12 protein-coding genes are annotated in these 14,970 nt (G+C 41.4%); 9 read left to right on the forward strand and 3 right to left on the reverse strand.

The window, feature by feature from the left end:
* Window positions 1-56 precede the first annotated feature (56 nt).
* A complete protein-coding gene (gene ribB, locus PSE83_RS16305; protein WP_004257733.1) occupies window positions 57-710 on the forward strand; it encodes a 3,4-dihydroxy-2-butanone-4-phosphate synthase in 654 nt (217 codons plus the stop codon).
* Window positions 711-935: 225 nt separating this feature from the next.
* Entirely contained in the window at window positions 936-1,739 is an 804-nt protein-coding gene (ygiD, locus tag PSE83_RS16310) for a 4,5-DOPA dioxygenase extradiol (RefSeq protein WP_176489296.1), read from the forward strand.
* A gap of 81 nt (window positions 1,740-1,820) precedes the next feature.
* Here the strand turns inward: ygiD and PSE83_RS16315 are convergent, their stop codons facing one another.
* The 3 genes from PSE83_RS16315 to tolC form a co-directional block, all read right to left on the reverse strand.
* Window positions 1,821-2,984, reverse strand: coding sequence for a glutathionylspermidine synthase family protein (locus tag PSE83_RS16315; protein WP_004257729.1), 1,164 nt, complete (start codon window positions 2,982-2,984; stop codon window positions 1,821-1,823).
* 6 nt (window positions 2,985-2,990) lie between these two features.
* Window positions 2,991-3,695 (reverse strand): DUF1190 family protein, encoded by a 705-nt coding sequence (locus PSE83_RS16320; RefSeq protein WP_004257725.1) that lies wholly within the window; start codon window positions 3,693-3,695, stop codon window positions 2,991-2,993.
* A 399-nt stretch (window positions 3,696-4,094) separates the two neighbouring features.
* On the reverse strand, window positions 4,095-5,483 hold the full coding sequence (gene tolC, locus PSE83_RS16325) for an outer membrane channel protein TolC (protein ID WP_036958003.1): 1,389 nt from the start codon (window positions 5,481-5,483) through the stop codon (window positions 4,095-4,097).
* Window positions 5,484-5,788: 305 nt separating this feature from the next.
* Here tolC and nudF point away from each other — a divergent pair, with 305 nt between their 5' ends.
* The 7 genes from nudF (at window position 5,789) to ftsP (ending at window position 14,883) form a co-directional block, all read left to right on the forward strand.
* Window positions 5,789-6,427, forward strand: a complete 639-nt coding sequence (gene nudF, locus PSE83_RS16330) for an ADP-ribose diphosphatase (RefSeq protein WP_004257715.1) — start codon at window positions 5,789-5,791, stop codon at window positions 6,425-6,427.
* 143 nt (window positions 6,428-6,570) lie between these two features.
* Window positions 6,571-7,410, forward strand: a complete 840-nt coding sequence (gene cpdA, locus PSE83_RS16335) for a 3',5'-cyclic-AMP phosphodiesterase (protein ID WP_004257710.1) — start codon at window positions 6,571-6,573, stop codon at window positions 7,408-7,410.
* Between the two features lie 7 nt (window positions 7,411-7,417).
* On the forward strand, window positions 7,418-7,999 hold the full coding sequence (gene yqiA / locus PSE83_RS16340; protein WP_004257706.1) for an esterase YqiA: 582 nt from the start codon (window positions 7,418-7,420) through the stop codon (window positions 7,997-7,999).
* Between the two features lie 87 nt (window positions 8,000-8,086).
* A complete protein-coding gene (gene parE, locus PSE83_RS16345) occupies window positions 8,087-9,982 on the forward strand; it encodes a DNA topoisomerase IV subunit B (protein WP_094961099.1) in 1,896 nt (631 codons plus the stop codon).
* Window positions 9,983-10,015: 33 nt separating this feature from the next.
* Window positions 10,016-12,271, forward strand: coding sequence for a DNA topoisomerase IV subunit A (gene parC / locus PSE83_RS16350; protein WP_004257697.1), 2,256 nt, complete (start codon window positions 10,016-10,018; stop codon window positions 12,269-12,271).
* Window positions 12,272-12,380: 109 nt separating this feature from the next.
* Window positions 12,381-13,115 carry a 1-acylglycerol-3-phosphate O-acyltransferase gene (locus tag PSE83_RS16355; protein WP_036958188.1) on the forward strand — a complete coding sequence of 245 codons (735 nt, stop codon included), beginning with the start codon at window positions 12,381-12,383 and terminating at the stop codon, window positions 13,113-13,115.
* A gap of 352 nt (window positions 13,116-13,467) precedes the next feature.
* Entirely contained in the window at window positions 13,468-14,883 is a 1,416-nt protein-coding gene (ftsP, locus tag PSE83_RS16360) for a cell division protein FtsP (protein ID WP_004257690.1), read from the forward strand.
* The last annotated feature ends 87 nt before the right edge of the window (window positions 14,884-14,970 follow it).

Raw genomic sequence — 14,970 nt, forward strand, 5'->3', positions numbered from 1 at the left:
CTAAGACTGCCTTGATTCTGGTAACTAGTTAATAACTATTTAAGAGGTTTTTTACCATGGATCATTCGCTACTTTCTGTATTTGGCAATCCTATCGAACGTGTTGAAAATGCTATCGAGGCATTACGCCAAGGTAAAGGTGTTCTTGTTCTTGATGATGAAGATCGTGAGAACGAAGGCGATTTAGTTTTTGCAGCAGAAACTATGACTGCCGAGCAAATGGCATTTACCATTCGTTATAGCAGTGGGATCGTGTGCCTTTGTATTACTGAAGAGCGCCGCAAGCAACTCGAACTACCTATGATGGTAGATAACAATACGAGCCAAAATCAAACAGGCTTTACTGTGACCATTGAAGCCGCACAAGGTGTGACGACAGGTGTTTCTGCCGCAGACCGTATCACCACTATTCGTGCCGCAATTGCAGATAACGCCGTTCCTTCAGACCTTAACCACCCAGGACATGTTTTCCCTCTGCGTGGCCGTGAAGGCGGGGTATTAACGCGTCGTGGTCATACTGAAGCGTCTATCGACTTAGCAATATTGGCAGGTTTCAAGCCAGCTGGTGTGTTGTGTGAGTTAACCAATGATGATGGTTCTATGGCTCGTACCCCTGAAGTGGCTGCGTTTGGTCAGCAACATGGTTTGACTGTAGTGACGATTGAAGACTTAGTTCAGTATCGTCAGTTGCAGGAAAAGAAAGCGAGCTAATCTTTTTTCTCGTCATATCTTGAATATTATCTAATGTAATGGTTTTAGTTATTTAGGTAATAAATAGTCTGTTAAGCATATAGAATGTTATAAAGGCCACTGAGTTGCACACCTCGTGGCCTTTTCAATTTTTTTGATGATCATACTCATAATTAGCCCACTGTGTTTTTTGTTGGAAAGCGTATGCTGTAGGGAGAAACTAATTGAGTTGGAGTTGAAATCATCATGTCGGTAAATACTTCGGTGGTAAAAAATAAGATCCCTGCCATTTTTATTGGTCATGGTAGCCCTATGAATGCGATTGAGGATAATCCTTACACTCAAGCGTGGGAAAATCTCGGTAAAGCCTTACCTCGGCCCCGCGCAATTTTGGTGATTTCAGCCCATTGGTATACGCGCGGTACTGCTGTGACTTCGATGTTAAAACCAAAAACGATTCATGATTTTGGCGGGTTCCCCGAAGCCTTGTATCAAATCGAATATCCAGCTTCTGGTTCTCCTGAATTAGCTCAGCAAGTTGTTTCATTACTAGCCCCTGAGCCAATTTACCTTGATGAACAAGAGTGGGGATTAGACCACGGTACATGGGAAATTTTGCTGCGTATGTATCCAGAAGCGGATATCCCCGTGATCCAACTGAGTATCGATGGTAGCAAGCCCGCCACTTGGCACTATGAACTCGGTAAAAAATTGAGTGTTTTAAGGGAGAAAGGCGTGCTGATTATGGGCAGTGGCAATGTTGTCCACAATTTACGGGCGATGAATTGGCAGAACTCTCATGCTGAGCCGTACCCGTGGGCAATATCTTTTGAAAAATTTGTATATGACAATCTGCAAAGTCATGAAACGCCTCACCCACTGACTAAAGGATTAGAACGGGAGGATGGCAAATTATCTAACCCATCACCAGAACATTACTTACCTATTTTACCTATTTTAGGAACTTGGGATGGTCAAGAAGAGATCAGTACACCGATTGAAGGAATTGTGTCGGCATCGTTAAGTATGTTGTCTATTCAGGTAGGGTAAGTTTTCTGCTATAGAATTGACTAACAAAAAAGCCCAAATCATATTGCTATATTTGGGCTTTCCTTTTAACGCTAAATACGATTAGTCGATGATCGCATGTGGGTAAAAACGTGATAAGTCTTGAGTGATCAGTTCTTTATCTTCACGAATACAGATCCCCGCAGGTTGATCATTCACCAACCAGCTTCCGACTAAGGTATAGTTACCTTCAAATTGTGGAAGTGGATGGAATTGTTGAATAATCATACCTTCTTCGCCGTATGGGCCATCTGCGGCTGCAATTTCCTTACCATTTTCGATGATACGGATATTAGCACCTTCACGAGAAAATAATGGCTTAATAACGTATTTCTCGAGTTCTGGCTGGGTTTTGCCATCCGCAAAATAGGCAGGCAGTAAATTTGGGTGATCTGGGAACATTTCCCACAACATAGGCAATAAAGCTTTGTTAGAAATGATGCTCTTCCATGCAGGTTCTAACCAGCGTACGCCAGCGTCTTGCAATTTAGTCGAGAAAATTTCTCTTAGCATAAATTCCCATGGATATAACTTGAACAGGTTACTAATCACCTGATCTTGGGTATCCGAAAACTCACCTTTTTCACCTAGGCCAATTTCATCGATATATAAGAATTCAGTGGCAATACCCGCTTCATTTGCACAGTCTTGTAGATATTGAACGGTACCGCGATCTTCTTCAGTGTCACGGCAACAAGACATATGCAACAAGCGAAAACCATACTGATCTTTTAATTGCGTAAAGCGTTCGATCAATTGCTCTTGAATACTATTAAACTGATCGGCATTTTCAGGTAATTTCCCTGCTTCAATTTGATCTTCTAACCAGATCCATTGGAAAAATGCAGACTCGTATAATGAGGTTGGAGTATCCGCGTTATTTTCTAAAAGCTTAGGAGGGTTAATACCATCGTAAGCGAGGTCAAGCCTAGAATATAACGAAGGTTGTTCGCTTTTCCATGAGCTGCGAACAAATTCCCAACAATGCTTAGGGATCTGAAAACGTGCCATTAACTCATCGCTTTCAACAACACGTTCAACCACTTTTAGGCACATTTGATGCAACTGCTCGGTTGCATCTTCTATTTCTTCAATTTGTGCCATAGTAAATTGGTAATACGCATCTTCTGACCAGTAGGGCTCACCATACATAGTATGAAATTCAAAGCCAAACTCAGAAGCTTTTTCGCGCCAGTTTGGGCGCTCTACTATAGGAACTCGTTTCATTACTTATCAACCACCCATCGAACGGGAAGAAGAGGTTGATTTTGCAGAAGAAGATGAACGCTGTGCCATCGCTTGTTTATTTACGGTGTCACCAAAACCGCCACGGGTAACTGTTGAAGTTGTTGGTGGTTTAGGTGCCATGGCTGTTTTTGGTACGCTCATGGAACGGCCACCTGCAACAGCAGGGCCATAGCTTTTACCTGAAGCGTCAACAAACTTACCATTGGCAGGGCTAGCTGGGTTTTTTGAGCTGAATAATGGTTGTGATGCAGCGCTACCGCCCATCATACGGCCCATCATATAACCCATCATTAATGGCATCCACATGCTACCGCCGCTGCTTTGTGCTTGAGCCGTTTGTTCACCATTTGTTGAGCTAGTGCCTGCAATACCTGCTTGAGCCGGAGCTTGAGTACACATAGCTTCACCAAACTCAGCAATACAGTCAGCTTGAGTTTCATATTTAGGTGCAGTTTTAGCGGCTTCTTGTAGCGCATTATTGTAGGCGATAGTGCACTGTTCTGCTTGTGATGGGTTCGCTTGGCTACAGTCTTGTGCGTTTGTGTACAATGAGACGGTTTCATCACTTTCTTCACAAGCGGAAAGCATAAATACGGCACTGACCGCAACAGCCACAGGCGCTAAACGGTATGAACGCCAAGACTTACGGAAGGCGCTCTGATTAATATCTTTGGTACGCTTCATGGTCATGGTAATTACCCTGAATTTAATTAAGTAAGATGTTTTTAGATGTTAGCTCTAGGATAGGGGATAAACGCTGAAAATTAAAGCAGAAATATAGGAGAAATGAGCTGAATTTATCATTTTGATAACTTTTTGCTATTTTTTCCTATTTAGCATGGTATTAGTTAAAGGGAAAAATAATATTTTTATTTTATATCAATGTGTTAACTATTGGCTGTTTTTTGCTCTAGCGCGCAGTAATAAGAGTGAGAATTAACTGAATTTGTGCCAGAGGCTAATAAAAAGGGGTTGTAAGCGGTTCAATTAGTGCAAATTAGCAATTCTAAACGATTTACTTGGCTTCCTTCAAAAAATAACCCGCTATATAAGCGGGCCATTATATCATTTTCAAATAAACTAAGAATTTTAATTCATTTTTGGCGCGTTGGTATTACGAATAATACTACTTGCAGAGGTTGAAATCTCTTTACCTAAATTCGCATTTAGGCGGGCAATATCGTCTTCGTTCAATGTGCCACGAGCAAATTCGATATTCAGTTGGTTAATCATGTAGTCATAACGTGCATTAGACAGGTTTTGTTTCGCTTGGTATAGCGCAGTTGTTGCTGTCAACACGTCAACAATGGTACGAGTTCCTACTTGATAGCCAGCTTCCATTGCATCTAATGAGCTTTGTGCGGAAACAACGACTTGTTTGTAGGCATTAATGCTACTGATTGACGATGATACGTTATTAAATGATGAGCGAACTAACTGAATCACATTACGGTAAACGCTTTCTAGTTGTTCACTAGCACCTTGGAAACCATATTGTGCTTGTTCAACTTGAGAACTGACTGCGCCACCAGTATACAGTGGAATGCTTAAATTTAAGCCAATGCTATTTTGACCATTATAGCTGTTGGTCGCACCACCACCATATGGAGTATTATAACCGCTGCCGTGTTGGTAACTATTTGTGACTGATGTTGATGCATCTAAGTTAACTGTTGGCATGTGGCCTGTTTCTGCTAAGCGAATATTTTCACGAGAAACATCTTGTGCTAAACGTGCGCTTAATAGGCTGAGGTTACGCTCTTCTGCTTCTTTTAGGATAGCGTTGATATCGCCCAACTCATTGGTTTTAAAGCGGTCGATATTTAAAGAAGCAAGTTGGCTGTAGTACACGCCACTGACTTGACGCAGTTTTTCAATCGCATTTTCTAAATCATTGCGGCCAGCGACTTCTTGTGCAATAACGCTATCATAGTTTGCACGGGCGTTTTGCACGTCGGTAATGGCAACAAGGCCAACGTTAAAGCGTTGTGTAACTTGGTCTAATTGGCGATAAACGGCTTCTTTATTTGCTTCAATATAAGATAACGCGTCAATCGCTTTTAACACATTAAAATACGCAGTTGCAGTATCTAAAATTAATTGCTGTTGACTTGTTTGGTATGTGACATCAGAAATACCCGCGGTTTTTTCTTGGATAGTCAATTGACGCCATTTCGACATATCAAACACAACTTGAGTGAGTTTCAGTGAAGCATTTAAACCTGTGCTTTCAGTATTTCTTGCGTCACGGTAACCACTGCCGTAGCTAGCTCCTGCACCTAAACCTAATTGTGGCAATAATGGGCTGCGAGATTCATTAATTTTTTCAAAAGCTTGATTACGTTCAGCTAATGATTTTCTTAATTCAGGGTTACTTTCTTTGGATTTTTGGTAAACCTGTAGTAAATCTTCTGCATAGCTATTGGTACTGAGACCCACAAAACTCATCGAAATTAAAAGGGGAAGCAGTTTCTTCATTTTGATTCCTTGATTAAACAGCAAATTAAGTTGAGTCTGTTGCCTAAAACGTACCATGCCTAACTAGGCGATAGATATTAAATTATCCGTTTTAGAGACAGTTATTAAAAACAGACACTACGTTGCTCTTTGATTTGAATAATGGCGCTTATTGTAACAGAGTATCACTTCTATTAACGGTAGCCTTTTGTGCCATTTTGTCTCAATTTATTAAACATTACCTCATCTAAGGTTAAAAAACCTTAAAAACTGTTTTAATCCACAATTATTTCCTTAAGATGGAATAATTGGGTTTGGAGAATGAAATGACAAAACAAATAGAGCAGCCAATTAAATACGGCAAAAATGATGTTGAAATTATATCCAAGCGTAAATTATTTAACGGTTTTTTTCAAATGGTTGAATATCAATTTCGTCATCGCCTTTTCGCGGGGGGATGGAGTAAAGAAATTCGCCGTGAAGTTTTTGAACGCGGCCATGCTGGCGTGGTTTTACCCTATGACCCGAAAGCAGATAGTGTTGTTTTAATTGAACAAATTCGGTTGCCAGCGATTGAGACTAGTGAAACACCCTGGTTACTTGAAGCAGTAGCTGGAATGATAGAGCAAAACGAATCACCGGAAGAGGTTATTCGTCGTGAGGCCGTTGAGGAAGCTGGGCTTATTATTGGTCGCACTGAAAAAGCGGTAAGTTATCTTTCTAGCCCTGGCGGTACGACTGAACGTATGCATGTATTTATCGGTGAAGTTGATAGCAGCCAAGCGAAAGGTGTTCATGGGCTAGCGTCAGAAAATGAAGATATTTGCGTACATGTGGTTAGTCGAGAGCAAGCTTTTCAATGGGTTGAAGACGGCACAATTGATAATGCAGCAACAGTGATAGCGATTCAATGGTTACAACTTCACTATCAAAAACTTCATGAAAAGTGGATGAAACTGTGTTAAATAACGATTAATCTGATGAAGTGTGTGCTGATTATCAGAAAGTTAGAAAGTAAAGCTTTAAGATAGTTGTAAGTATGTTGAGCTTTTATATAGTTGTAATGAATAGATTAGGTACTAAATAATATTTAAGAAAAGGAATACTTTTGGACAGCCAGCTTGAAGTGACTGCAAAGAACTCTAAAGTTGTGAGAATTTTACAGGTTACTGATACGCATCTTTTTGCTAATACAGAAAATACGCTTTTAGGGGTAAATACTTACCGTAGCTATCAGGCGGTACTTGATGCTATCTCAGAGGAAAATCTCCCAATCGACTTAATTGTGGCGACAGGGGATTTAGTTCAAGACCAATCACCACAAGCTTATCAGCATTTTGCGGATGGTATTGCGCGTATTCCTGCTCCTTGCGTATGGCTTCCTGGTAATCATGACTATCCACCGGCTATGGTCAAAACACTCAGAATTGCTGGGATTTCAAGCGCTAAACAAGTTTTAATTGGTGATGAGTGGCAAATCTTGATGCTTGATAGCCAACTTCAAGATGTACCTCATGGCGAGCTTTCTGAGCAACAGTTAGAGTGGATGAAAGCCAGCTTAGATGCTGAACCTGAACGTACTACATTGATTATGCTGCATCACCATCCTCTAGCCTCGGGTTGTACTTGGCTTGATCAGCACAGTTTGAGAAATTCACATATTTTAGCTGATTATTTAAAAAGCTACTCAAATGTTAAAGCGATGCTATGTGGCCATATTCACCAAGAAATGGATGAAAACTGGCACGGTATTCGGTTGTTGGCAACGCCTTCTACCTGTGTGCAATTTAAGCCTCACTGTACTAATTTTGCGCTTGATACCGTCGCGCCAGGCTGGCGATATTTAGAATTAAGTATTAATGAACAAGGGCAAAGGCATATTACAACCCGCGTTCATCGCTTAGATACAAGGGAATTTAGCCCTGACCTTGACTCAGACGGTTATTAATTCGCTTATGTCAACTCTACTTTATATTCATGGTTTTAATAGTTCCCCTCAATCAGCTAAAGCTAATAACTTAAAGCAATGGATTGAGGTGAATTATCCGCAAATTAATATGATTGTACCGCAGTTACCGAATTACCCTCAGCAAGCTCAAGCTATGTTGGATGATATTGTCCAACAGCATCCGCATGAGAAAATGGGGTTAGTCGGCTCTTCGCTCGGCGGTTATTTTTCAATTTGGTTTTCAGAGCGTTATCAGCTTCCTGCTGTCGTCGTAAACCCTGCGGTACGTCCTTTTGATTTACTGCAAGATTACTTAGGCGACAATACAAACCCATATACTCATGAACAATATGTGTTGGAAGAAAAGCACATTAATGAGCTAAAATCCTTATACATTGAAAGATTAACATCCCCCCAGCTTATCTGGTTGTTACAACAAATGGGCGATGAAGTACTTGATTATCGAGAGGCTGTTGCCTATCTTTCAAAGTGCAAACAAACTGTGGAACCTGACGGTAATCATGCCTTTATTGGTTTTGACGCTTACTTTTCTCAAATTGTTGATTTCCTACAATTGGCAGAGAAATAGTGTCAAAACGTATGAACACTGTTATTATCAACAGTAACTCACTGATTGAATAGTTCAATTAATCACCTATTACCGCAGAATGACAACATGACTCAATCTAGTTATAACGCAGAGGCCATTGAAGTCCTCAGTGGTTTAGAGCCTGTTCGCCGTCGTCCGGGGATGTATACCGATACCAGTCGACCGAACCATTTGGCTCAAGAAGTAATTGATAATAGCGTCGATGAAGCGCTTGCGGGGCACGCGAGCCATATTGAGGTTATTTTACATGCCGATCAATCCCTTGAAGTAATTGATGATGGGCGCGGTATGCCTGTCGATATTCACCCAGAAATGAAAGTGTCAGCGGTTGAGCTGATCCTGGGGCAATTACATGCGGGGGGGAAATTCTCCAATAAAAACTACCAATTCTCAGGTGGTTTGCATGGTGTCGGGATTTCTGTCGTCAATGCGTTATCAAAACGTATTGAAGTTACTGTTCGTCGTGATAGCCAAGTGTATCAAATTGCCTTTGAAAACGGCGATAAGGTTGAAGATTTACATGTAATAGGGACTTGTGGAAAACGCAACACAGGGACTAGCGTGCATTTTTGGCCAGATGGCAGCTATTTTGATAGTCCAAAATTTTCAGTAACTCGTTTAACTCATAATTTAAAAGCCAAAGCTGTTTTATGCCCTGGCGTGAAAATCACGTTTAAGGATAAGCTCAACGATACAGAGCAAAGTTGGTGCTACAGTGACGGGTTGACCGATTACCTAATGGAGTCAATTGACGGCCTTGAAGCGTTACCCCCAAAGCCATTTACAGGTGAATTTTCAGGGGAAACAGAAGCCGCACAATGGGCGTTGCTCTGGCTGCCTGAAGGGGGGGAATTACTGACGGAAAGCTACGTTAACCTTATCCCAACAGCACTAGGTGGAACCCATGTTAATGGTTTACGCCAAGGGTTGCTCGATGCGATGCGTGAATTTTGCGAATTCCGCAATATATTGCCTCGTGGTGTTAAGCTCTCAGCTGATGATATTTGGGAGCGCTGTACTTATGTGCTTTCCGTTAAAATGCAAGATCCACAATTTGCGGGGCAAACCAAAGAGCGTCTGTCTTCTCGTCAATGCGCTGCGTTTGTTTCGGGCGTGGTAAAAGATGCCTTCAGTTTATGGCTTAACCAAAACGTGCAAGTGGCTGAACAGCTTGCAGAAATGGCAATTTCTAGCGCGCAGCGTCGAATGCGTGCAGCGAAAAAAGTGGTGCGTAAAAAACTCACCAGTGGCCCTGCTTTACCGGGTAAATTAGCCGATTGTAGCTCGCAAGACCTGAGTATGACGGAATTGTTCCTTGTAGAAGGGGACTCCGCAGGGGGCTCTGCAAAACAAGCGCGTGACCGCGAATACCAAGCTATCATGCCGCTACGCGGTAAAATTCTCAATACATGGGAAGTGTCTTCTGATGAGGTTTTAGCTTCCCAAGAGGTACATGATATCTCTGTTGCTATTGGAATAGACCCTGATAGCGAAGACCTTAGTCAATTACGCTATGGGAAAATTTGCATCCTTGCGGATGCGGACTCCGATGGCTTGCACATTGCTACATTGCTATGTGCGTTATTTGTCCGTCATTTCCCAACATTAGTAAAAGCAGGGCATGTCTATATGGCAATGCCGCCGTTATATCGTATCGATTTAGGCAAAGAAACGTTTTACGCCCTTGATGAAAGCGAAAAAAATGCTGTACTTGAACGCCTTAGCCGCAAGCGAGGTAAACCCAATGTTCAGCGATTTAAAGGGCTGGGGGAAATGAACCCACTGCAATTACGTGAAACGACATTAGATCCAAATACTCGTCGTCTTGTACAGCTAATTATCGATGATGAAAACTACCAAGAAACACTTGCGGTCATGGATATGCTTCTTGCGAAAAAACGCTCTGAAGATCGCCGTAATTGGCTGCAAGAAAAAGGCGATATGGCTGAAATTGATGTCTAATACCCGAATTGCGATGAGAAAGGAACGAATTGAATGAGTGAAATTACTCATGATGGCGTAGAGCGCTTACCGCTTCATGCTTTCACTGAAAATGCCTATCTGAACTATTCGATGTACGTCATCATGGATAGGGCATTACCGTTTATTGGCGATGGGCTTAAACCTGTTCAGCGCCGTATTGTGTATGCAATGTCAGAACTTGGCTTAAGCAACACTGCAAAATATAAAAAATCCGCCAGAACTGTGGGTGATGTTCTCGGTAAATATCATCCACACGGTGATAGCGCTTGTTATGAAGCGATGGTCTTGATGGCGCAGCCGTTTTCTTACCGTTATCCGCTGGTGGATGGTCAAGGAAACTGGGGGGCACCGGATGACCCTAAATCATTCGCAGCAATGCGTTATACCGAATCACGACTATCCAAATACGCTGAAATTTTACTCAGTGAACTTGGCCATGGCACCGTCGATTGGGTACCAAACTTTGATGGTACGCTAAACGAGCCCAAAATGTTGCCTGCACGTTTGCCAAATATTTTGTTAAACGGTACAACGGGTATTGCGGTTGGGATGGCGACAGATATTCCACCACATAACGCCCGAGAAGTGGCTCAAGCTTTGGTGGCTTTACTAGATAAACCTACGCTAAATCTTGATGACATCATGGCATTTGTGCCGGGACCTGATTTCCCTACGGAAGCAGAAATTATTTCTTCCCGTGATGATATTCGTAAGATTTATCAAAATGGGCGCGGCTCTGTACGCATGCGTGCGGTGTGGGAAAAAGAAGATGGTAATGCTGTTATCACGGCTCTCCCTCATCAAGTTTCTGGGGCGAAAGTTTTAGAACAAATCGCCAGCCAAATGCGCGCGAAAAAATTGCCGATGGTTGAAGATTTACGCGATGAATCTAACCATGAAAACCCAACACGTTTGGTGATAGTTCCACGTAGTAATCGTGTTGACCTTGAACAGGTTATGACGCACTTATTTGCGACAACGGATTTAGAGCGTAGCTACCGCGTTAACCTTAATATGATTGGTTTAGATAACCGACCTGCGGTAAAAGGGCTTGTTGAGATCTTAAATGAGTGGATTGCTTACCGTCGCCAAACTGTGCGTAATCGCTTAAATCACAGGTTAGAAAAAGTATTAAGACGCTTACATATTTTAGATGGTTTATTGATTGCTTATCTGAATATTGATGAAGTCATTGAAATTATTCGTACAGAAGATGAACCCAAAGCGGTTTTAATGTCACGTTTTAATATCAGTGATACCCAAGCTGAAGCTATTTTAGAGTTAAAATTACGCCATTTAGCCAAGCTCGAAGAAATGAAAATTCGTGGCGAGCAAGATGAATTAGCCAAAGAGCGCGATGATTTACAAGCGATTCTTGGGTCTGAAAGACGTTTAAATACGTTGATTAAAAAAGAGATTCAAGCTGACGCCAAAGATTACGGTGATGACCGTCGCTCCCCATTGCATGAGCGTGAAGAAGCGAAAGCAATGAGCGAACATGAAATTTTACCGTCAGAACCGATTACCGTTGTGCTTTCTGATATGGGGTGGGTGCGAAGTGCTAAAGGGCATGATATCGAGCCGACTAACCTAAATTATAAAGCGGGAGATGGTTTTAAAGGGGCTGCGCGAGGTAAGTCAAATCAGGCGGCGGTATTCCTTGACACAACAGGGCGCAGTTATTCTGTGGATCCGCTTGAATTACCTTCAGCGCGTAGTCAAGGTGAGCCTCTAACGGGGAAATTAACTCTGCCTCCAGGTGCGACCATTGAACATGTATTAATGGCGCCTGACGAGCAGAAATATTTAATGGCCTCTGATGCGGGGTACGGTTTTATTTGTACCTTCAATGACTTAGTCACTAAAAATAAAGCTGGTAAAGCCTTAATTTCTTTGCCTGAAAATGCAAAAGTATTGGCACCAATTGAACTGCATAATGAACAAGAAGACTTGCTATTGGCAATTACCAAGGCAGGGCGTATGTTAATATTCCCTGTGGCGGATTTACCTCAACTTTCAAAAGGTAAAGGAAATAAAATTATCAATATTGCAGGTACGCAAGCGGCAACTGGCGATGATTTATTGACTTGGTTGATGATTTTGCCTGTGGGGGCATCAATGACCTTGCATTTCGGTAAGCGGAAGCTGAAGTTTAAAGCAGAAGACTTACAAAAATATCGTTCAGAACGAGGTCGTAAAGGGACGTCGTTACCGCGTGGAATGCACAATATTGAGCGTATTGATATTGAGCCAGTAGAGTCTGAATAATTAACAAAGAACAAACCTTATAAACCTTTTTTAGTATGAACTTCAAAAGGTTTATAAGTAGATAATATTCATCATGGAGCTGAAAAGCTTCTTACAATTTGGGGTTAGTATGTTAGCGCTTATTAGAGCGATCATTGTTATTATTTATACGATTGCGGTGTGTGTAGGGGGCGGGATTTACTGTCTATTTAGCCCTCGTAACCCAAAACACGTAATGACATTTGGTCACATGTTCGGGCGGTTATCAGTCGTTTTTGGGATTAACATTATAAATCGTGTACCCGAGAAAGCTAAGAGCTATGGCCCGAGTATTTATATTGGTAATCACCAAAACAATTACGATATGGTGACTATGTCAAATGGGGTATTACCAAGAACGGTAACCGTTGGTAAAAAAAGCTTGGTTTATATACCTTTTTTTGGCTTTTTATATTGGATAACGGGTAATATTTTAATTGACCGCGCTAATCGCTCTAAAGCCCATAACACAATCACGCAAGTTGCTGACCAGATTAAAAAACGTAAAATTTCTGTGTGGATGTTTCCTGAAGGTACTCGCAGCCGTGGTCGTGGTTTACTGCCATTTAAAACGGGGGCATTTCATGCAGCGATTGCAGCAGGGGTACCGATTGTGCCTGTTTGCGTTTCTAGTACACAAGGTAAAATTAAGTTAAACCGTTGGAATAACGGTACTGTCATTATTGAAATGCTAGACCCTATTGATACATCGCTTTATAGCCGAGAGCAAGTGAGGGAGTTATCTGAGCATTGCCATGCTTTAATGGAAGCAAAAATAAAAGAACTCGATCTCGAAGTCGAAGAAATGGCAAAACAAGGCAAATAACTTAATTCATTGAATTTATTTAAAAATGGGCAATATACAAATATTGCTCATTCTTTTAGGTTGAATACAGCATAAATTGACTTTATTGTTTCCTACCTGTCTTATTTCCTTTTTTAATTACTTACCCTTACTATTTATAATCTTATTAATTATATTTTTACACATTTGCTAGATATTTTTAGAATTTAGCCTTTTTTCGCGATATCATGGCTTACAAATTATTGCGACCTTAAATTGTTGTATCTAAGTTGTTATATTGCTGGGTCCAATCATAAATTAGCCATTTTATAGGCTGAAAATCTACAATACTAAATAATAAAATGCGCTGGAATTTTTGTTTAGCGGAGAATTTATGTCATTCAATCGATGCCAAGCCCTGATAGCGGCAGGGGTGGCTCTATGTTTGTCCTATGTGCCAATTTATGCAAATGCAGAGGGGGCGACAGCTTTACCTGTGCCACCATTATTAGAATCACGGTCTGGACAGCCATTATTTTTAACATTACAAAAAATTCATTGGTCTTATGATGGAAAATATTCAGCCGATATTTGGGGAGTAAATGGTTCTTCCCCTGGGCCGACAGTCAAAGTAAAAAATGGCGATGATATTAAGCTTATTTATAGTAATCGCTTACCTGAAGCCGTTTCGATGACAATCAGCGGGTTGCAAATACCAGGAACACAAATTGGTGGAGCGGCAAGGTTAATTTCACCTAATGCGGACTGGTCTCCAGTGATCCCGATACGTCAAAATGCAGCAACGCTTTGGTATCATGCAAATACTCAAGGGAAAATGGGCGAGCAAGTCTACAATGGTTTATTGGGGATGTGGATCATCGAAGATGATGTGACGAAAAACCTGCGTTTACCTAAACACTATGGTGTTGATGATTTTCCTGTCATTATTCAAGATAAGCGTTTAGATAATTTTGGCGTCCCTGAATACAAAGCCGATGAAAACGGGTTTTTAGGCGATTCATTACTGGTTAATGGCGTACAAAATCCATACATTGAAGTTTCTCGAGGGTGGGTACGTCTACGATTATTAAATGCGTCGAACTCCCGTTATTATGTAATGAAAATCAGTGATGGTCGTCCATTTTCATTGATTGCATCTGATCAAGGGTTATTAACCGTACCTGTTAGTGTTCAGGAACTCCCATTAGCACCGGGGGAACGGCGTGAAGTCTTGATTGATATGGCGAAAACGCAAGAGTTAACCATTACTGCGGGCGAGTCGGCTACCTTTATGGACCGTTTAAAAGGGCTATTTGAACCATCGAATAGCTTAATTTCAACCAATGTATTAACTATCAAGGCAACTGGATTAATGTCATTGGTAACGGATGGTTTACCGGCACAATTAGTTGAAGATAAAACGCAAGTCACATCCAGTATTACACAACGTAATATTCACCTTAATGATGGTTTTGGTATTAATAATGCGACTATTGATACAAACAGGGTTGATTTCTCAAGCCGCCAAGGCAATTGGGAACGTTGGGTTGTGACGACGAATGAACCGCAAGCATTTCATATTGAAGGTGTGCGCTTTAAGGTCTTAAACCGTAATGGTAAACCAACACCGCCAGAAGATTATGGCTGGAAAGATACAGTGTGGGTTGATAGCCGAGTTGAATTATTAGTTCAAATGATGCAACCGTCCTATAACCATTTCCCGTTCTTATTTTATAGCCACAATTTAGAGAAGGCGGATTTAGGGTCTGTAGGGCAGTTGGTTGTTGCACCGCAAGACACCATGCAATAATTCGTATTTCAACAATATTGAATATCCAATAAGCAGGCATTTAGCCTGCTTCAGACTGCTGACAAACATATTATGTTTGGCGGCAAC

This window comes from Providencia sp. PROV150, assembly GCF_028481025.1.
Taxonomy (GTDB): Bacteria; Pseudomonadota; Gammaproteobacteria; order Enterobacterales; family Enterobacteriaceae; genus Providencia; species Providencia hangzhouensis.

What these genes read in the sequence shown, in the direction of transcription:
- ribB (WP_004257733.1), top strand. Translation starts at nt 57, where the DNA reads ATGGATCATTCGCTACTTTCTGTATTTGGCAATCCTATCGAACGTGTT.
- ygiD (WP_176489296.1), top strand. Translation starts at nt 936, where the DNA reads ATGTCGGTAAATACTTCGGTGGTAAAAAATAAGATCCCTGCCATTTTT.
- PSE83_RS16315 (WP_004257729.1), bottom strand. Translation starts at nt 2,984, where the DNA reads ATGAAACGAGTTCCTATAGTAGAGCGCCCAAACTGGCGCGAAAAAGCT.
- PSE83_RS16320 (WP_004257725.1), bottom strand. Translation starts at nt 3,695, where the DNA reads ATGACCATGAAGCGTACCAAAGATATTAATCAGAGCGCCTTCCGTAAG.
- tolC (WP_036958003.1), bottom strand. Translation starts at nt 5,483, where the DNA reads ATGAAGAAACTGCTTCCCCTTTTAATTTCGATGAGTTTTGTGGGTCTC.
- nudF (WP_004257715.1), top strand. Translation starts at nt 5,789, where the DNA reads ATGACAAAACAAATAGAGCAGCCAATTAAATACGGCAAAAATGATGTT.
- yqiA (WP_004257706.1), top strand. Translation starts at nt 7,418, where the DNA reads ATGTCAACTCTACTTTATATTCATGGTTTTAATAGTTCCCCTCAATCA.
- parE (WP_094961099.1), top strand. Translation starts at nt 8,087, where the DNA reads ATGACTCAATCTAGTTATAACGCAGAGGCCATTGAAGTCCTCAGTGGT.
- parC (WP_004257697.1), top strand. Translation starts at nt 10,016, where the DNA reads ATGAGTGAAATTACTCATGATGGCGTAGAGCGCTTACCGCTTCATGCT.
- PSE83_RS16355 (WP_036958188.1), top strand. Translation starts at nt 12,381, where the DNA reads ATGTTAGCGCTTATTAGAGCGATCATTGTTATTATTTATACGATTGCG.
- ftsP (WP_004257690.1), top strand. Translation starts at nt 13,468, where the DNA reads ATGTCATTCAATCGATGCCAAGCCCTGATAGCGGCAGGGGTGGCTCTA.